This is a genomic window from Paraburkholderia sp. NPDC080076, from assembly GCF_050281145.1.
GTDB lineage: Bacteria > Pseudomonadota > Gammaproteobacteria > Burkholderiales > Burkholderiaceae > Paraburkholderia.
This window is the reverse complement of sequence record NZ_JBNNWQ010000005.1, coordinates 80,066-97,592: the sequence shown is the minus strand read 5'-3', so window position 1 is coordinate 97,592 and position 17,527 is coordinate 80,066. Positions and strand designations below refer to the sequence as shown.

Genomic DNA, 17,527 nt, shown 5'->3' with positions numbered 1-17,527 from the left:
CCTAATGAAGCTCGAATAATACATTGGACACGTGCATCGCAAAACTGCATCCTTGCGCGACGCGTCGGACTACACTGGACGGATGCCGCCGGCAGCCCACGCCGGCGAGGCAAGAACCCGCAGCGCGGATCAAAACAAAACAGACTGGAGTTCCCATGGCATACAACCGTCGTTCGAAGAACATCACGCAAGGCGTGGCGCGTTCGCCGAATCGCTCGATGTACTACGCGCTCGGCTACGAGAAGGCCGACTTCGACAAACCGATGATCGGCATCGCCAACGGCCACTCGACCATCACGCCGTGTAACGCCGGCCTGCAGCGTCTCGCCGACGCCGCCGTCGCCGCGATCAAGGGCTCCGACGCGAATCCGCAGATCTTCGGCACGCCGACGATCTCGGACGGCATGTCGATGGGCACCGAAGGCATGAAGTACTCGCTGGTGTCGCGCGAAGTCATCTCCGACTGCATCGAGACCTGCGTGCAAGGGCAGTGGATGGACGGCGTGGTCGTGATCGGCGGCTGCGACAAGAACATGCCGGGCGGCATGATCGGCATGCTGCGCACCAACGTGCCGAGCATCTACGTGTACGGCGGCACGATCCGTCCCGGTAACTGGAAAGGCACCGACCTGACCATCGTGTCGTCGTTCGAAGCCGTCGGCGAATTCACGGCGGGGCGGATGTCGCAGGAAGATTTCGAAGGGATCGAACAGAACGCGTGCCCGTCCACGGGTTCGTGCGGCGGCATGTACACCGCCAACACCATGAGCTCGTCGTTCGAGGCACTCGGCATGTCGCTGATGTACTCGTCGACGATGGCCAATCCGGACCAGGAAAAGGTCGACTCGGCGGCTGAGTCGGCGCGTGTGCTGGTCGAAGCGGTCAGGAAGGATCTGAAGCCGCGCGACATCGTCACGAAGAAGTCGATCGAAAACGCCGTGGCCGTGATCATGGCCACCGGTGGGTCCACCAACGCCGTGCTGCACTTCCTCGCGATCGCGCACGCGGCTGAAGTGGAATGGAGCATCGAGGACTTCGAGCGCATGCGCAAGAAGGTGCCGGTGATCTGTAACCTGAAGCCGTCGGGTCAGTTCGTGGCGACCGATCTGCACAAGGCCGGCGGCATCCCCCAGGTCATGAAGATCCTGCTCGACGCGGGCCTGCTGCACGGCGATTGCATCACGATCACCGGCAAGACCATCGCGGAAGAGCTGAAGGACGTGCCGGGCAAGCCGCGCGCCGATCAGCAGGTGATTTTCCCGATCGACAAGGCGCTCTACAAGGAAGGCCACCTCGCGATCCTGAAAGGCAATCTGGCCGTCGATGGCGCGGTCGCCAAGATCACCGGCCTGAAGAACCCGGTCATCACCGGCCCGGCCCGCGTGTTCGACGACGAGCAAAGCGCGCTGGAAGCGATTCTGGCCGACAAGATCGTGGCCGGCGACGTCGTCGTGCTGCGCTACCTCGGCCCGAAAGGCGGCCCCGGCATGCCGGAGATGCTCGCGCCGACCTCGGCGATCATCGGCAAGGGCCTCGGCGAGAGCGTCGGCCTGATCACCGACGGGCGCTTCTCGGGCGGCACGTGGGGCATGGTGGTCGGCCACGTCGCGCCGGAAGCCTTCGTGGGGGGCACGATCGCGTTCGTGCAGGAAGGCGACTCGATCACCATCGACGCGCACAAGCTGCTGTTGCAACTGAACATCGACGACGCCGAGCTGGAGCGCCGCCGCGCCGCATGGCAACAGCCGAAGCCGCGTTACACGCGCGGCGTGATGGCAAAGTACTTCGCACTGGCGCAGCCGGCCAACAAGGGCGCGATAACGGGCTAAGCGACGGCTACGGCTGGCCGTGAACGTCCGTGATCCGGAGGCGCGACGACAGCCGTGCAAGCACGCGTAAAGCTACGTAAAAGCTACGTAAAAGCGAAAGGGGTACACGGAAAACCGTGCGCCCCTTTCCTTTTATAATGCTGGCACCACGAGTCGGGCACTTGCACCGACGGAGACCAGAATGAGATCAAAGTCGCACACAGCGCTTGCAGCCGCCGTCGCGCTGGGCGCCGCGTTGAGTGCCGGCAGTCCGGCGGCGAATGCCGAGGCCGCTGGCCTCGCGCTCGCCCAGCAGCAGAACTGCATGAGTTGCCACTCGGTCACGCGTTCCTTCATGGGACCGGCGCTGCATGATGTCGCGGCGAAATATGCCGGCCGTGAAGACGCCGCCACTTATCTGCAGCACAAGATTCTGGACGGCAGCACGGGCGTGTGGGGTCCGGTGCCGATGCCTGCGAACACGCAGCTCACGCCTGACCAAGCGGCTACGCTGGCAAGTTGGGTGTTGACGCTCAAATGATAGCGAGCACCTCGCGAAAGGCGCCGCGCGCCGGCTACGCTCCCAGCGCACTCAGCCCCCGGTAGATGGTCGAATCACGGCGCCAGGGCTTAAGCTGAACGGCACGCAGCAGGTGCGCCACTCAACGCGCCCGCGCCTCACCTCACACGATCACGCGCCGCCCGAGGCGCGCCGCGCGATCTCTTCCAGCACCGCTTCCCGCACCCAGCTTGTCATCTCATTCTCCAGCGTCAGCGCCACTTCGCGCGTGATCTGGTCGATGAGCCAGCCCGTGTGCGCCTGCAAGGTCTCGCGGCAGCGTGCCTCGATCACGCTGCGCCCGTCGCCCGCCAGGAAACCGGCGACGCGTCTGCGCAGACGTTCGGCGATGACGTCGACATCCAGATCCAGTGGCGGCTCGACGGCGCCATCGCGCGCGATATCCGGCGGTACGGTCGAGCCCGCCTCGAGCGGCGTGATCGGCTCCGCCCGATCGAATACGCCCGCCGACGGCGCGTGCGCGTCGTCATGCGCATGCCGCGGCTCTACGACGTGGTGCGCCCGGGAGCGCTTTTTCGAATGATGATGATGGTCGGCCGGATGCGCCGGCTGCGGCGCGTGTGCGGCATCTTGCGGCATACGCGGCTGCGGTGCGAGAGTCGGTTCCTGTGCCCGCAACGGCTCCGCCGCGAGCACCGGCTCGGCCGACCTCACCTGCTCGGGCGTCAGCACCGGCTGCGGAGCAAGGACGGGCTCTGCCTTGAAACTGGGTTCGCGCGGGCCATCGAGTTCGGCCGCATCGCTCGAAGCATGCCGCGCCGGCACAGAATGACCCTGCACGAGAACCTCGTGCAGAACCGGGATGGAATCGTCATTGGGATCGGACACGTGCGCTCTCCGTGTTTGAGTCGAAGCTGAAGCAGCCCGCGTGCACGCCGGATGCCTGAGATCAGACACAGGCGACGCGGACCGAATGGGACCTAGCTGCCTTGCTTGTAGTTGTTCAAAGCATAGCCGCGATCGCGATAGAAGCGATAGCGTTCGCGGCCCGCGGCGAGTTCCTCGTGTGCGTTACCGACCACTTCCAGCAATCTCTCGAAGCGCGCGAATTGCGCCGGCACCGTGGCGCCCAGATTGAGCAGCACCTGATGATGCGGCACATCGTCGAGGCTGGAAGCCAGCACGATCGGCGTTTGCGCGGCGAGCGGCGTGCCCGCCATGCAGTGCGGCACGAAGTCGAGCGGCGAGAAGGTCCACAACTGTTCGTCGAAGGCCTTCAGGCGCGCGGGCTCGGCCAGCACGATGGTCGGCTGGCCCGCCTGATACGCCTTGCGGATCAGGCGGCACGCATACAGCAGCGAATCGCCGACGTTCGAGTGAAAGTCGATTCTCGTCATCGGCGGCTCCGCTTTGCGTCTGCGATTGCAGCCGCGCCTGCGTCCTTACTGCATTGCGTCATTGTGCGGCGCGACCGTCCGCGGCCCTGTCGATGAGGAACTGTGCGAGCAACGGCACCGGACGGCCGGTGGCGCCCTTCGCCGCACCGCTCTTCCATGCCGTACCCGCGATGTCCAAGTGCGCCCACGGATAGGCGTCGGTGAAGCGCGACAGGAAGCACGCCGCCGTCACGCTGCCCGCCGGACGGCCGCCGATGTTGGCCATATCCGCGAAGTTCGACTTGAGCTGGTCCTGATACTCGTCGTCGAGCGGCAGGCGCCAGGCCGGGTCGGACGCTTCACGCGATGCGTCGAGCAGCTCGCCCGCCAGCGCGTCGTCTTTCGAGAACAGGCCGCTGTTATGGTGGCCCAGCGCGATGATGCAAGCGCCCGTGAGCGTGGCGATGTCGATCACCGCCGCCGGCTTGAAGCGCTCGGCGTAGGTCAGCGCGTCGCACAGGATCAGGCGGCCTTCGGCGTCTGTGTTGAGCACTTCGATCGTCAGGCCCTTCATGCTGGTGACGATATCGCCCGGCTTGGTGGCCGTGGCCGACGGCATGTTCTCGACCGCCGGAATGATGCCGACCACATTGATTTTCAAGCCCATTTCGGCGACGGCGCGCAATGTGCCCAGCACCGAACCGGCGCCGCACATGTCGTACTTCATCTCGTCCATGCCTTCGCCCGGCTTCAGCGAAATGCCGCCCGTGTCGAAGGTCACGCCCTTGCCGACCAGCACCACCGGCGCGGCTTTCGCGGCACCGCCCTGGTACTGCAGCACGATGAACTGCGCCGGTTCGACCGAGCCGGCCGTGACCGACAGGAACGAGCCCATCTTGAGCGCTTCGCACTGCTTTTCGCCCAGCACTTCGACCTTCAGCTTCCAGTCTTTGGCGAGCTTCTTGGCGGTGGTGGCGAGGTAGGTGGGCGTGCAGACATTGCTCGGCAGATTGCCGAGGTCGCGCGTCAGGTCCATGCCGTTGGCGAGCGCGGCGCCCTGCTTCGCGGCCAGCTTGGCGGTCTTCTCGTCGCCCGTGTTGACGCTGAAGACGATGCGCTTCAAGGCGCGCGCCGAATTGTCCGGCTTGCTCTTCATCTGCGTGAACTTGTAGGTCAGTTCGCGCAGCGCGAGGATTGCGGCGCGCACGCCCCAATCGGCCGTTCGTTCGAGGATCGGCAGCTGCGCCAGCGTGAAGGTGACCTGGACGATCTTGGTGGAGAGCAGCGCGCGCCAGGCGGCCCGCACGGCTTCGCCGTAGGCTTTCTGGTTGAAAACGTCCTGCTTGCCGAGGCCGACCAGCAGCACGCGGGAGGCGCCGATGCCCGACACTTCGTGCAGGAACAGCGTGGTGCCGGCCTTGCCGTCCATGTCGCCGGCCTTGATGATGCGGTTCAGCAGGCCGCGGGTGGCCTCGTCGATCTCGAGAGCCGCGCCCGACAGGGTTTGCGACTCGAACACGCCGATTACGATGCAATCGGATTTCCCAGTCAGGAAACCGTTTGACGAGCCTTTGGTCCAATCACAGGCTTTTATGCTAAAGTCCATCGCGCTTGTCCTCGGATAAAATCTGGGCTTAGGATGAAAGCCGCAATTATCCGCTATTTTTCCTGCGGCGGCTGCACCGGAGGTGTGACGGGAAGCAACCCGTGCGCCACTGAGAGCGCCCCCTCTCATCATCAATAATGATCTTCGAACGCTCCCTCCAGCGCGAACTCGCGTATACGGCTGGTGCCGTGTTCATGGTTCTCCTCACGCTCGTGCTGACGACGATGATGATCCGCATCGTCGGCTTCGCAGCCTCGGGCGAGATCGACCCGCGCGACGTGCTGGTCCTGATCGGCCTGACCGTGATCGGCTACCTGGCGATCATGCTCGTCGCGACCCTGTTCGTGTCGATCCTGTTCGTCCTGACCCGTTGGTACAAAGACTCCGAGATGGTCGTGTGGCTGTCCTCGGGTGTCAGTCTGACCCAATTCATCAAGCCGATCGGCATTTTTGCCACGCCGATCATCATCCTCATCATGTTCTTCGTGTTTGTTGGCTGGCCGTGGTCGAATCAGCAGAGCAAGCTGATCCGCGCGCGCTTCCAGCAGCGCGACGAGGTCTCGCTGCTCGCGCCGGGTCAATTCCGCGAATCGGCCACCAGCCACCGTGTGTTCTTCATCGAGAAGATGTCGCCCGACCAGGCGCGCGTGGAAAACGTGTTCGTGACCAGCACGGAAAACGGCAAGGTCAACGTGGTCGTGTCGAAAACCGGCCATACCGAGACGCGTAAGAATGGTGATCGTTTCGTCGTGCTGGAAAACGGTCGCCGTTACGACGGGCAGCCGGGCCAGCCGGATTTCCGCATCATGGAGTTCGAGCGCTACGGCGTGAAAATCCAGAGTCAGCCGGTCGTCAATACGCCGACCACCACCGGCACACCCACGCTCACGCTGCTGCGCAATCCGACCAACGACAATCTCGCCGAATTCGCCTGGCGTGCCGGGCTGCCGCTCATCGCGATCAATCTGATGCTGCTGGCCATTCCGCTCGCGCATCAGAACCCGCGGCGCAGTCGCACCATCAATCTGGTGATGGCGGTGCTCATCTATCTGACGTATTCGAATCTGTTGAACGTGGTGCAGTCGTGGATCGAGCAGGGCAAGATGTCGTTCCCGGTCGGACTGGTGGGTCTGCACGTGATCGTCGCGGCGATCGTCGCGTTTATTTTCTGGCTGCGCGTGCGCAACCGGCCGCTCATCACGCGCGCGATGTTCAGCCGTTCGCAGGGAGCCTGACCGATGCGCATCTATGAAAAGTATTTCGCGCGTCAGGTCTACCTCACGTTCATCTTTATTCTGTTTGCGTTTTCGGGTCTGTTCTTCTTCTTCGACCTGATCAATGAACTGAACTCAGTTGGGCACGGTAATTACAAGTTCCAGTACGCCGTGTTGCGGGTTGCGTTGCAAACGCCTTCGCGCTTCTACGAGATCATTCCGGTCGCGGCGCTGATCAGCGCGATCTATGTGTTCGCACAAATGGCGGCGAATTCCGAGTACACGATCTTCCGTGTATCCGGGCTCGCTACGAATCAGGCGTTGCGTTCACTGTTGAAGATCGGCATTCCGCTTGTTTTGCTGACTTATTTGATCGGCGAAGTGGTTGGGCCGTACACGGATCAATTGTCGGAGCGCGTGCGGCTCGAGGCGCTGGGGTCTTCTGTGTCGAGCAATTTCGAGTCCGGTGTGTGGGTGAAAGATACGCTGACGGCGCGTGCGGACGGCGAGCAGGTGACGCGCTTTGTGAACGTCGGCGAGTTGAAGCCGGATGCGACGATCAGCAACGTGCGCATCTACGAATTCGATTCGAAGTTCCGGCTCTCGAATGTGCGGACAGCGAAGAGCGGCAAGTATCAGCCGCCCGGTCATTGGCAGTTGACCGGCGTGACCGATACGCAATTGATCGATGTGCCCCCTCCTCCGGGTACGCCCGCCGATGCGCTGGATCCGGTGTATCGGGCGAAGGAAGTCACTGTGCCGGAGTATTCGCTGCGCTCTGAATTGACGCCGCAGATTCTGTCGGTGCTGCTGGTGTCGCCGGATCGGATGTCGATGTTCAATCTGTTCCGGTATATCCAGCATTTGACCGAGAATCATCAGGATACGCAGCGGTATGAAATTGCGTTGTGGCGCAAGCTGCTTTATCCGTTTGCGGTGTTTGTGATGCTGGTTTTGTCGTTGCCGTTTGCCTATTTGCATACGCGGGCGGGTGTTGTTGGGATGAAGGTTTTCGGCGGGATCATGCTGGGGATGAGTTTTCAGTTGTTCAACACCTTGTTCTCGCATATCGGGACGTTGAATACCTGGCCCGCTCCTTTGACCGCGGCTACGCCAGGGTTGGTTTATCTTGTGCTTGGGTTAGTTGGGTTGAAGTGGGTTGATCGTCACTAGGGGCGTGCGTCATGGCTATGCATGGGATTGTTTTGTTTGGGCATGGCGCGAGGGATGTGCGGTGGCGGGAGCCATTTGAGAGGCTGGCTATCAAGTTGCGGGACGCTTCTTTCGGCGCTCGGCCTGTGGCGTTGGCGTTTCTTGAATTGATGGAGCCGGATTTGCCTACAGCTGTGGGAGACCTTGTCGCTCAAGGCTGTGATGTGGTTACCGTTGTGCCTGTGTTTTTTGGGCAAGGGGGGCATGTGAGGAAGGATTTGCCTTTAATTATCGAGCAATGCCAGGCATTGCATCCCTCCGCTCTTATTAAGTGTGCTGGTGCTGTGGGTGAGGATGACGCTGTGTTGGACGCTGTCGCGGAGTATTGTCTGCGGCAGGTTTGATTGCTTTAGCGGGTCCGTGACACGCAAAATTAGAACGCCGCGGAAATGTCGGCGAAGAAAAAAAAGAAGCAATTGTTTGCAGAACGACCGCGACGGCGCGCGCAGCGCTGCCGGAAGAATGACTGCCTTGTCACGAAAGCGGAATGTGCGAGAGCACAGATTCCAGATGTACCACTACCGCGACTGCGCGGGGGACCCACTTATAAGCTAGCGGTTTGAGCCGCTTTCTCTTGCTTACTTCTCTTTGCGGCGGCAAAGAGAAGTAAGTGCCGCCCCGCACAGGGGCAACGCTAATAGACCACAAACAAATCAAGGAAAGGCCAATACCTTAAGACCAACAACCAACAAGCGCAGAGCAAAAAACCAAGAACCTCAAGCCGCGACCAACATCCCATCCGCGGATCGAACCACGCTAACGGGCCGTGCAGCGAAAGCCTCCCCAATCATAAGCAAACTAGGCTGCGAAGCATCAACCCACCTCTGCGCGCCGCCAGCGGCCAACTCTTCGAGAGTGAGAGAAAGCATGCGCTCACGAGCAGTAGAACAAGCCTCAACAATTGCCACGGGCGTGGCAACCGACCGCCCAGCATCGATCAATTGCTGCGCAATCTCAACCCCACTATCCCGGCCCATATAGAACACAAGAGAATCCGCATTAACCTGCTCGCGAATCTCATCAGATCCAGGCGCCCGACTAAAAGTAGCCAACGCCACACTGCGCGACACACCGCGAAGCGTCAAAGACCGTTTCAGAGAGGCAGCACTGGCCAGCGCAGCAGTAATCCCAGGCACGACCTCATACTCGACGCCAGCAGCCTCTAAGGCCCGCATTTCCTCATCAGCGCGGCCGAACAACATCGGATCCCCACCCTTGAGCCGCACGACAACCTCATGCTCCAAAGCAGCATCCACAATCTGCTTATTGATGAACTGCTGCGCCGTCGACAGCTGCCCGCAGCGTTTGCCAACAGCAATCCGCCGCGCATGCGAAGGCGCATAGTCCAACATAGCCGGCTCCACCAGCGCATCATGCAGCACGACATCGGCCAAACCGAGCAGCCGCGCGCCACGCACCGTAATCAGGTCCGCAGCACCCGGCCCTGCGCCGATCAGATAAACCTTACCCATTTGCCTAAACCTGTCCGTTAGGTCGCCAGCACGACGCAGTCACGTGCCGAACATTTAAGCCGAAAACGCCCGAATCATCCCCGCCGCGACAGTGTGATGCGTCGCTTCATCGATCAGCACGAACGCACCCGTACCCTGATGCGAGTCATACACATCGCACACCAGCGGCTTCTGCAACGTCAGCGCCACGCGGCCGATATCGTTCATCGTCAGGTCCTTGCGATCGGTCGCTTGCGACAACGTATGCACGTCGAGCACTTCCTTGATCGCACCGATGCGCGCGAACACCGTGTTGGTGGTCTGCTTCAACAGATACTTGCGTTGCGTCGACAGCGGCGTGTCGTCGAACCAGCACAGGTCGGCTTCCAGCTTCTTCGCCGGCTCCGGCGCCGCTTCACGCAGCACGAACGTATCGCCGCGCGACACGTCGACGTCTTCCGCCAAACGGATCGTCACCGTTTGACCAGCAAATGCGCGATCCACCGCAGCCGTGCCGCCGGGCACCGGCGCGATGATTTCGGCGACCGTCGCTTCGCGATTGGCCGGCAACACAACGATCGTATCGCCGAGCTTCACTTCGCCGGCTTCGACACGGCCCATGTAGCCGCGGAAGTCATCAGCCTGGCTGCCGTCCTGACGCGCCACCCACTGCACCGGGAAACGCAGCGCCTGGCCCGTCGGCACTTCGACCGGCAACGCTTCGAGCAGGTCGAGCAGCGGCTCGCCCGCGTACCACGGCATGCTTTCGCTCGCCGTCACGATGTTGTCGCCCTTGAGTGCCGACACCGGTACGAAGCGCACGTCGCTCAAGCCCAGTTGACGCGCAAGTTCGACATACGCGTCACGAATCTCATTGAAACGCTGCTCGCTGTAATCGACCAGGTCCATCTTGTTGATCGCGACGATCGCGTGCTGCAAACCCAGCAGCTTGACGATCGCGCTATGACGCTTGGTTTGCGGCAGCAGTTGCGCGACGCCATCCACAAACGTCACACGCGTTGCGTCGACCAGAATAATCGCCGCGTGCGCGGTCGACGCGCCCGTCACCATGTTGCGCGTGTACTGCTCGTGGCCCGGCGTGTCGGCGATGATGAACTTGCGCTTCGCGGTCGCGAAGTAACGGTACGCGACGTCGATCGTGATGCCTTGCTCGCGTTCGGCTTCGAGGCCGTCCGTCAGCAGCGACAGATCGATTTCGTCGCCGACGGTACGCTTATTCTTCGCGCGCGACAGTGCCGAGAGCTGATCGCTCAAGACAGCCTTGCTGTCGTACAGCAGGCGGCCGATCAACGTGCTCTTGCCATCGTCGACGCTGCCCGCAGTGATGAAACGCAGCACGCCGAGGTCTTCTGGTTGGTGAATACCGCTCATGATTGTCTTACCCTCGTCCGTGTGCTTAGAAATAACCTTGCTTCTTACGCTGTTCCATCGCGGCTTCGGAAACCTGATCGTCCATCCGCGTCGCGCCGCGTTCCGTGATTTCGGTCACGGCCGTTTCGGCGATGATCTTCTCCAGATCATCCGCATCGCTTTCCACCGGGCACGTGCAGCTGATATCGCCCACGGTACGGAAACGCACCAGCGCCGTTTCGCTGGTTTCGCCTTCACGCATCGGCGTGATCGGCGTAACCGGCACGAGCAAGCCATTGCGGCGCACGATCTCGCGTTGATGCGCGTAATAGATCGACGGCAGTTCGAGCTGTTCGCGAGCGATGTACTGCCACACGTCGAGTTCGGTCCAGTTCGAGATCGGGAACACGCGCAGGTGTTCGCCGTTATGCAGACGCGCGTTATACAGGCTCCACAGTTCCGGGCGCTGTGCCTTCGGATCCCATTGGCCGAACTCGTCGCGGAACGAGAAGATCCGTTCCTTTGCACGGGCCTTTTCTTCATCGCGGCGCGCGCCGCCGATCAGCGCGGTATAGCCATACTGTTCGATGGTTTCGAGCAGCGTCACGGCTTGCGCGGCGTTGCGCGAATCCGTTTCACGACGCAGACGCACCGTGCCGCGCTTGATCGAATCTTCCACATGACCGACCACCAGTTCAGCACCGATCTCTTCCGCACGACGATCGCGGAAGTCGATCACTTCTTCGTAGTTGTGGCCCGTGTCGATATGCACGAGCGGGAACGGCAGCACGGTCTTGCGATTCGCGCCGATACCGAAGGCCTTCAGCGCGAGGTGCAGCACCACGACCGAATCCTTGCCGCCCGAAAACAGCAGCGCGGGCTTGCTGCATTCGGCGACCAGTTCGCGCAGGATGTGAATCGACTCGGCTTCGAGCCAGTCGAGGTGATCCATACGGTTTGCCGTGTTGGCGAGCGGTGCGTTCACAGTGGAATCGAGCGTGGTGCTCATGTTTGGGTCCTTCGTTGGTTCGCGTCGCAAGCGATTGCTCGCGTCGCGGAGGTATTCAAATCGGTATGTGCGGCGTTCGGGCTAAAAACCAAGGCCCGCTCACTCAACCTTCAGGCCTGGGCGTTTGCGCCGCGGTCCACCGCGATCGGCGTAATCGTCGTGATGTGCAGTCCGCATTCCTTCGTATCGCGCGACTCCCACCACCAGCGCCCTGCCCGGCTATCTTCACCGGGACGCACGGCGCGCGTACAAGGCTCGCAGCCGATGCTCGGATAGCCGCGCGCATGCAGCGGATTGACCGGCACGTCGAACGCTTTCAGGTAAGCCCACACTTCGGCCTCGGTCCAGTCGGTCAGCGGATTGAACTTGGCGATATTGCGCGCGGCGTCATGCTCTTCCGCATGCAATTCGGCACGCGTCACCGACTGCTCGCGACGCTGGCCCGTGACCCATGCGCTGACATCCGACAGCGCGCGGTTCAACGGTTCGACCTTGCGGATTTCGCAGCAGCGCTTGCGCAGATCGACGCTTTCATAGAACGCGTTCAGACCATGCGAGCCGATGTATTCGTCGACCGCGGCAGCTTGCGGATGAAACTGTTCGATGTCATAGCCGTAACGTTCTTTCACGCGATCGAGCATGCCCAGCGTTTCCGCATGCAAACGGCCGGTGTTCAGCGAGAAGATGCCGATCTTCACGCCACGTGAGAGGATCGCATGCGTGAGCAGCATGTCTTCCGCCGCGAGGCTGCTGGCGAGCTTCACATTCTCGTGGCGCGCGGCGATCGAATCGAGCAGCGCATCGAGGCGCTCGACCTTCGCAGCAAGTTCCGGCGTGAGGGCTTGAACTTCGCTCATGCCGATGCCTTGGCCAGTTCGCCCGCTTCACGGCGGCGGAACAGCGGCGACGAGTTCACCGCGCCCTGATAGTTGAAGCTGAATTCGTCGAAGGCTTTGAGCGCGTCGTCGAAGTCTTTGTCGGCGCGCAACGCGTATGCGTCGAAACCGCAACGGAACATGAACGCGAGTTGATCGCGCAGCACGTCGCCGATCGCGCGCAGTTCGCCCTTGTAGCCATAACGCTCGCGCAGCAGGCGGCCGATGCTATAGCCGCGGCCGTCGCGGAACACCGGGAAGTCCACGCCGATCAGCGCGATCTTGTCGAAGTCGGCGACGATATCCGCGGGTTCGCTATCCGCCGCGAGCCACACGCCGATTTCAGCGGCACCGCGCGAAGCGATCAATGCGTCGCGGGAAGCCTGCCACAACGCGAGCGGCACCAGCACCTTGCCTGCGGGCAATTCGTTCACCGCGGGCAGCGAGCCATCTTCCGCCGGGCGCACGACCGTCCAGTCATCGTTGACGATCGCGCGATTCTTGATGATAGAAGCCATCTGTTCAGTATCCTTTTCGCGGTTACGCGTGAGCCGGTTGACGCGAGGCGTACACACGTTCCTTGAACGGGGTGATGCCGATGCGGTTGTACGTTTCGATGAAACGCTCGCCTTCGTGGCGGTTTTCCACGAACGTATCGATCACCTTGCTCATCACGTCCGGCATTTCTTCCGCCGAGAACGACGGGCCGATCACGCGGCCGAGATGCGCGCCGGTGGCACCCGTGCCCTGCTCGCCGCCGAGCGTCACCTGATACCACTCCGAGCCGTCCTTATCGACGCCCAGAATGCCGATGTTGCCGACGTGGTGGTGACCGCACGCGTTGATACAGCCCGAGATGTTCAGCGATACGTCGCCGAGGTCGTACACGTAGTCCAGATCGTTGAAGCGTTCCTGAATGGCCAGCGCGATCGGAATCGACTTCGCATTCGCGAGCGAGCAGAAGTCGCCGCCCGGGCACGCGATGATGTCGGTCAGCAAGCCGATATTCGGCGTCGCGAAACCTTGCGCCTTGGCCTTTTCCCACAGCGCGAACAGGTCGCGCTTCTTCACGTTCGCGAGGATCAGGTTCTGTTCGTGCGATACGCGGATTTCGCCGAGCGAGTACTCGTCGGCCCAATCGGCGACCGCTTCCATCTGCGCATCCGTCGCGTCGCCGGGAGCGATCGTGGTCGGCTTCAAAGACAAGGTGACCGACGAATAGCCCGACACCTTATGCGGACGCACGTTGCGCTCGACCCAACGGGCGAACGCACGGTTTTCCAGCAGATGCTTTTCGAACGAAGCGTCCGTGTCGGCGAGCTTTTCGTACACCGGCGGCTGGAAGTACTGCGACACGCGATCAACTTCGGCTTGCGTGAGCGTCGAAGGACCGTCCTTCAAGTGTTGCCATTCTTCTTCGACTTGCGCCGAGAATTTCTCCGGGCTCAACGCCTTCACGAGAATCTTGATGCGCGCCTTGTACATGTTGTCGCGGCGGCCGTAGCGGTTGTACACGCGCAGCACGGCTTCGCAGTACGTCAGCAGATGTTGCCAAGGCAAATCTTTGCGGATGATCGCACCGATGATCGGCGTACGGCCCATGCCGCCGCCGGCCAGAATGTCGGCCACCAGCTCGCCCTGCTCGTTCTTCCTCAGATACACGCCCATGTCGTGAATCTGCACCGCCGCGCGGTCTTCCTTCGAACCCGACACAGCGATCTTGAACTTGCGCGGCAGCCACGCGAATTCCGGGTGGAACGTCGACCATTGACGCAGGATTTCAGCCCACGGACGCGGATCGACCACTTCATCCGGCGCCACGCCGGCGAACTGGTCGGCCGTGATGTTGCGGATACAGTTGCCCGAGGTCTGAATGCCGTGCATCTGCACTGCCGCGAGCTTGCGCAGAATTTCCGGCGTTTCTTCGAGCTTGATCCAGTTGTACTGGATGTTCGAGCGCGTCGAGAAATGGCCGTAGCCGCGGTCGTGTTCACGCGCGATCTGTGCGAGCACGCGCATCTGGTCGCTACGCAGGTTGCCGTACGGAATCGCAATGCGGTGCATGTACGCGTGGCGCTGGTAGTACAGGCCGTTCTGCAGGCGCAGCGGACGAAACTCCTCTTCGCTCAATTCGCCCGACAAGCGGCGGCGAACCTGATCGGCATACTGCGCGACCCGTTCATCGACGATGGTCTGGTCGTACTGATCGTATTGGTACATTCGGGGACCCCAATTTTTTTGCAGTGATACACGGCGATCCGGGGGCCGGCCACCCGGTTTCGCCGCGCCTTGGATACCTCCCTTTGTCACCATCCGCTTATGAACGTTTAGACCCATCGCTCATTTGCTTATGACAAATACAGATATCCATATTGAAAAAGATGGACAGATCGTAATAAACTCGCCTTATATTTCAAACGACTAAAAAATTCTTTTGATATGCGGAGAGGTTATATATGAACCTGCACCAATTCCGCTTCGTCCGCGAGGCTGTGCGGCAGAACTTCAACCTGACGGAAGCGGCCAAAGCCCTGTTTACAAGCCAGCCGGGCGTTTCCAAGGCGATCATCGAGCTGGAAGACGAGCTGGGCGTGGAAATCTTCACACGACATGGCAAGCGCGTGCGCTCGCTGACCGAGCCGGGACGCATCATTCTGCAGTCGGTCGAGAAGATTCTGCAGGAGGTGGAGAGCCTGAAGCGGGTCGGTAAAGATTACGCGGCGCAGGATCAGGGCAATCTGGTGATCGCCGCCACCCACACGCAGGCGCGCTACTCGCTGCCGGCGGCCATCGCCGAATTCAAAAAGCGCTTTCCGAAGGTTCACCTTTCGATTCTGCAAGGCAGCCCGACCCAGGTCGCCGAAATGGTGCTGCACGATCAGGCCGACCTCTGCATCGCCACCGAGGCGATCTCCAACTATAAGGAACTGGTTTCGCTGCCGTGCTTCCAGTGGCACCACGTCGCGGTGATGCAACCGGATCATCCGCTGCTCGACCGCAAACTTTTGTCGCTGGATGATCTGACCCAGTATCCGCTGATCACTTACGACAACGCGTTCGCCGGCCGCACCAAGATCAACGAGGCGTTCCGCCTGCGCGGGCTGCATCCGGACATCGTGCTGGAGGCGATCGACGCCGACGTGATCAAGACCTATGTGGAATTGGGCCTGGGCGTCGGCATCATGGCGGATATCGCGTTCAACGCCGAGCGCGACCGCCATTTGCGCGCCATGCCGGTCGGCCACCTGTTCGGCAGCAACGTGACACGGGTCGCGCTGAAACAGGGCGCCTATTTGCGCAGCTATGTGTATACGCTCGTCGAACTGCTGTCGCCGAGCATGAACCGCAAGCTGATCGAACAGGCGCTCAAGGGCGAACACGAAACCTACGAACTTTGATATCACCATCGCTTCTTGCTACGGAGACCTCTCGATGACGTCGTATAAGAAAAAATTCAGCGGCCTCGCCGCTTTTGGTTTTGGCGCGCTCCTGCTCGCCACCGCTGCACAAGCCGATATCAAGGTCGGCATCGATCTGTCGAGCACCGGCCCCGCGGCCGTGATCGGCATCACCAGCAAGAACGCGATGCTGATGTGGCCCGCCACGATCGCCGGCCAGAAAGCCGACTACATCTTCCTCGACGACGCCTCCGACCCCGGCGCCGCCGTGCGCAACATCCGCAAGCTGATCAACGAAGACCACGTGGACGTGATCGTCGGCCCGAACATCACGCCGGCCGCAATGGCCGCGCTCGATCCGGTCGCCGAGAGCCAGACGCCGATGATCACGCTGATTGGCTCGGCCAGCGTGGTCGAGCCGCAGGAAGGCAAGAAGGTGTGGGCCTACAAAATGGCGCAGACCGACAGCGCAATGGCCGACGTGATGACGCGCTACATGTCGAACCACAACGTGAAGACGGTGGGCTTCATCGGTTTCGCGGACGGCTACGGCGAAAGCTGGCTCAACGAATTCAGCAAGTTCGCGGCGCTGCGCCATATTCAACTGGTCGCCACCGAGCGGTATAACCGCACCGACGCGAGCGTCACCGGCCAGATTCTGAAGCTGATGGCCGCCAAGCCCGACGCGATCCTGATCGCCGGCGCCGGCACGCCGACCGTGCTGCCGCAGCGCACGCTGATCGAGCGCGGCTTCAAAGGCCCGATCTACCAGACGCACGGTATCGCCACGCCGGAGTTCATCAAGCTGGGCGGCAAGGACGTGGAAGGCACGCTGTTCCCGACCCAGCCGGTCGTGGTGGCGCGCACGCTGCCGGCCGATCATCCGGCGAAGAAGGCGGCGCTCGCCTTTACGAACGAATATGAAGCGAAGTACGGCGCGGGCAGCGTGACGCAGTTCGCGGGCGATGCAGCCGGCGTGTACCCGCGCTTGCAGGACGCCGTGGCGCGCGCGCTGAAGACGGCGCAGCCGGGCACGCCGGCCTTCCGCGTCGCGCTGCGTGACGAACTGGAGCATGCGCATGAGTTGGTCGTGCCGAACGGCGTGGTCAACACGAGCCCGAAGGATCACGTGGGGCTGGATCAGCGCGCGAGCGTGATGGGCACTATCAAGAACGGCAAGTTCGTTTATTTGAGCCAGTAAGGCGACCCGCATGCTCCGCTATGCGGTCACGTCGCTTGGGCGGTGCATCACGTTCCAACTCCGCATCCCGTGTTGACGGCGGCTTGCAGTGAACGCTAGCTGAAAATGATTTGCCGATTTAGTGCGAGCACGCGGTGCCTGGATTTTTCAAAGCAGCCACCGCGTCTCGCCAGTCCGTGAAGTCCGTAAGACCGCGCATGCCAAAAAACCAGAGAATGCATCATCGCTGCTGAAGTTGTCGTCGTGATCCTCGCCGTCGCGATTGCCCAGGCGATGAGGAAACGCAGCGCGACTGCTTTGGTCACGAACACCGTCTCTCTTCCGTCGTCGAATTCGCTCCCGACGATCTCGCCACCGTCAGCCCGCGCAGCCTCTTTGAAACGCTGCAGCTGACCGGGGCGCTACGCGCCGGAACGCAAGCCGCGGTCAAATCGAAAGTGGCCAGTTCGGCGCTCGACGTGATCGTGCGCGAAGGCGATCCGATCA

Annotated in this window: 16 protein-coding genes; 7 read left to right on the top strand and 9 right to left on the bottom strand. The window is 61.6% G+C overall.

Annotated elements, in window-relative coordinates; genetic code table 11:
• Positions 1-155 precede the first annotated feature (155 nt).
• Both ilvD and ACQKRQ_RS21980 read left to right on the top strand, forming a co-directional pair.
• Positions 156-1,829 (top strand): dihydroxy-acid dehydratase, encoded by a 1,674-nt coding sequence (gene ilvD / locus ACQKRQ_RS21985; RefSeq protein ID WP_132375728.1) that lies wholly within the window; start codon positions 156-158, stop codon positions 1,827-1,829.
• A 181-nt stretch (positions 1,830-2,010) separates the two neighbouring features.
• Positions 2,011-2,349 (top strand): c-type cytochrome, encoded by a 339-nt coding sequence (locus ACQKRQ_RS21980; protein ID WP_132375729.1) that lies wholly within the window; start codon positions 2,011-2,013, stop codon positions 2,347-2,349.
• A gap of 150 nt (positions 2,350-2,499) precedes the next feature.
• Here ACQKRQ_RS21980 and ACQKRQ_RS21975 read toward each other — a convergent pair whose 3' ends face one another.
• From ACQKRQ_RS21975 to ACQKRQ_RS21965, 3 genes are all read right to left on the bottom strand, one after another.
• Complete coding sequence (locus ACQKRQ_RS21975; RefSeq protein WP_427479380.1) at positions 2,500-3,216, bottom strand: DUF2486 family protein; 717 nt, start codon at positions 3,214-3,216, stop codon at positions 2,500-2,502.
• 92 nt (positions 3,217-3,308) lie between these two features.
• The gene (locus tag ACQKRQ_RS21970) at positions 3,309-3,725 is read right to left on the bottom strand and encodes a DNA polymerase III subunit chi (protein ID WP_408180711.1); all 417 of its coding nucleotides are present in this window, start codon (positions 3,723-3,725) and stop codon (positions 3,309-3,311) included.
• A gap of 58 nt (positions 3,726-3,783) precedes the next feature.
• Complete coding sequence (locus ACQKRQ_RS21965; protein WP_427479378.1) at positions 3,784-5,310, bottom strand: leucyl aminopeptidase; 1,527 nt, start codon at positions 5,308-5,310, stop codon at positions 3,784-3,786.
• Positions 5,311-5,447: 137 nt separating this feature from the next.
• Between ACQKRQ_RS21965 and lptF the strand changes: the two genes are divergently transcribed.
• Genes lptF through ACQKRQ_RS21950 form a run of 3 tightly spaced genes read left to right on the top strand, consistent with a single transcriptional unit; the run spans position 5,448 to position 8,080 of the window.
• The gene (gene lptF / locus ACQKRQ_RS21960; RefSeq protein WP_132375737.1) at positions 5,448-6,545 is read left to right on the top strand and encodes an LPS export ABC transporter permease LptF; all 1,098 of its coding nucleotides are present in this window, start codon (positions 5,448-5,450) and stop codon (positions 6,543-6,545) included.
• 3 nt (positions 6,546-6,548) lie between these two features.
• Positions 6,549-7,697: an LPS export ABC transporter permease LptG gene (gene lptG / locus ACQKRQ_RS21955; protein ID WP_132375739.1), complete on the top strand. Its 1,149-nt coding sequence runs from the start codon at positions 6,549-6,551 to the stop codon at positions 7,695-7,697.
• Positions 7,698-7,708: 11 nt separating this feature from the next.
• Positions 7,709-8,080: a sirohydrochlorin chelatase gene (locus tag ACQKRQ_RS21950; RefSeq protein WP_408180714.1), complete on the top strand. Its 372-nt coding sequence runs from the start codon at positions 7,709-7,711 to the stop codon at positions 8,078-8,080.
• Positions 8,081-8,452: 372 nt separating this feature from the next.
• Here the strand turns inward: ACQKRQ_RS21950 and cobA are convergent, their stop codons facing one another.
• From cobA to ACQKRQ_RS21920, 6 genes are all read right to left on the bottom strand, one after another.
• Positions 8,453-9,208 carry a uroporphyrinogen-III C-methyltransferase gene (cobA, locus tag ACQKRQ_RS21945; RefSeq protein ID WP_427479375.1) on the bottom strand — a complete coding sequence of 252 codons (756 nt, stop codon included), beginning with the start codon at positions 9,206-9,208 and terminating at the stop codon, positions 8,453-8,455.
• 54 nt (positions 9,209-9,262) lie between these two features.
• Positions 9,263-10,579 (bottom strand): sulfate adenylyltransferase subunit 1, encoded by a 1,317-nt coding sequence (locus ACQKRQ_RS21940; RefSeq protein WP_116119209.1) that lies wholly within the window; start codon positions 10,577-10,579, stop codon positions 9,263-9,265.
• A 25-nt stretch (positions 10,580-10,604) separates the two neighbouring features.
• Positions 10,605-11,567: a sulfate adenylyltransferase subunit CysD gene (gene cysD, locus ACQKRQ_RS21935; protein ID WP_132375747.1), complete on the bottom strand. Its 963-nt coding sequence runs from the start codon at positions 11,565-11,567 to the stop codon at positions 10,605-10,607.
• 110 nt (positions 11,568-11,677) lie between these two features.
• Positions 11,678-12,424 (bottom strand): phosphoadenylyl-sulfate reductase, encoded by a 747-nt coding sequence (locus tag ACQKRQ_RS21930; RefSeq protein ID WP_427479373.1) that lies wholly within the window; start codon positions 12,422-12,424, stop codon positions 11,678-11,680.
• Positions 12,421-12,960, bottom strand: coding sequence for a DUF934 domain-containing protein (locus ACQKRQ_RS21925; protein ID WP_132375751.1), 540 nt, complete (start codon positions 12,958-12,960; stop codon positions 12,421-12,423). The genes ACQKRQ_RS21930 and ACQKRQ_RS21925 overlap by 4 nt, the downstream gene beginning before the upstream one ends.
• Before the next feature lie 22 nt (positions 12,961-12,982).
• Positions 12,983-14,662 carry a nitrite/sulfite reductase gene (locus tag ACQKRQ_RS21920; protein WP_342960081.1) on the bottom strand — a complete coding sequence of 560 codons (1,680 nt, stop codon included), beginning with the start codon at positions 14,660-14,662 and terminating at the stop codon, positions 12,983-12,985.
• A gap of 236 nt (positions 14,663-14,898) precedes the next feature.
• On the opposite strand from ACQKRQ_RS21920, the gene ACQKRQ_RS21915 reads away from it, so the two are divergent.
• Both ACQKRQ_RS21915 and ACQKRQ_RS21910 read left to right on the top strand, forming a co-directional pair.
• Positions 14,899-15,840, top strand: coding sequence for a CysB family HTH-type transcriptional regulator (locus tag ACQKRQ_RS21915; RefSeq protein WP_132375752.1), 942 nt, complete (start codon positions 14,899-14,901; stop codon positions 15,838-15,840).
• 34 nt (positions 15,841-15,874) lie between these two features.
• A complete protein-coding gene (locus ACQKRQ_RS21910; protein WP_427479370.1) occupies positions 15,875-17,041 on the top strand; it encodes an ABC transporter substrate-binding protein in 1,167 nt (388 codons plus the stop codon).
• Positions 17,042-17,527 lie beyond the last annotated feature (486 nt).

Coding starts and splice junctions, on each gene's coding strand:
- ilvD (WP_132375728.1), top strand. CDS start 156: ATGGCATACAACCGTCGTTCGAAGAACATCACGCAAGGCGTGGCGCGT.
- ACQKRQ_RS21980 (WP_132375729.1), top strand. CDS start 2,011: ATGAGATCAAAGTCGCACACAGCGCTTGCAGCCGCCGTCGCGCTGGGC.
- ACQKRQ_RS21970 (WP_408180711.1), bottom strand. CDS start 3,725: ATGACGAGAATCGACTTTCACTCGAACGTCGGCGATTCGCTGCTGTAT.
- ACQKRQ_RS21965 (WP_427479378.1), bottom strand. CDS start 5,310: ATGGACTTTAGCATAAAAGCCTGTGATTGGACCAAAGGCTCGTCAAAC.
- lptF (WP_132375737.1), top strand. CDS start 5,448: ATGATCTTCGAACGCTCCCTCCAGCGCGAACTCGCGTATACGGCTGGT.
- lptG (WP_132375739.1), top strand. CDS start 6,549: ATGCGCATCTATGAAAAGTATTTCGCGCGTCAGGTCTACCTCACGTTC.
- ACQKRQ_RS21950 (WP_408180714.1), top strand. CDS start 7,709: ATGGCTATGCATGGGATTGTTTTGTTTGGGCATGGCGCGAGGGATGTG.
- cobA (WP_427479375.1), bottom strand. CDS start 9,208: ATGGGTAAGGTTTATCTGATCGGCGCAGGGCCGGGTGCTGCGGACCTG.
- ACQKRQ_RS21940 (WP_116119209.1), bottom strand. CDS start 10,579: ATGAGCGGTATTCACCAACCAGAAGACCTCGGCGTGCTGCGTTTCATC.
- cysD (WP_132375747.1), bottom strand. CDS start 11,567: ATGAGCACCACGCTCGATTCCACTGTGAACGCACCGCTCGCCAACACG.
- ACQKRQ_RS21930 (WP_427479373.1), bottom strand. CDS start 12,424: ATGAGCGAAGTTCAAGCCCTCACGCCGGAACTTGCTGCGAAGGTCGAG.
- ACQKRQ_RS21925 (WP_132375751.1), bottom strand. CDS start 12,960: ATGGCTTCTATCATCAAGAATCGCGCGATCGTCAACGATGACTGGACG.
- ACQKRQ_RS21920 (WP_342960081.1), bottom strand. CDS start 14,662: ATGTACCAATACGATCAGTACGACCAGACCATCGTCGATGAACGGGTC.
- ACQKRQ_RS21915 (WP_132375752.1), top strand. CDS start 14,899: ATGAACCTGCACCAATTCCGCTTCGTCCGCGAGGCTGTGCGGCAGAAC.
- ACQKRQ_RS21910 (WP_427479370.1), top strand. CDS start 15,875: ATGACGTCGTATAAGAAAAAATTCAGCGGCCTCGCCGCTTTTGGTTTT.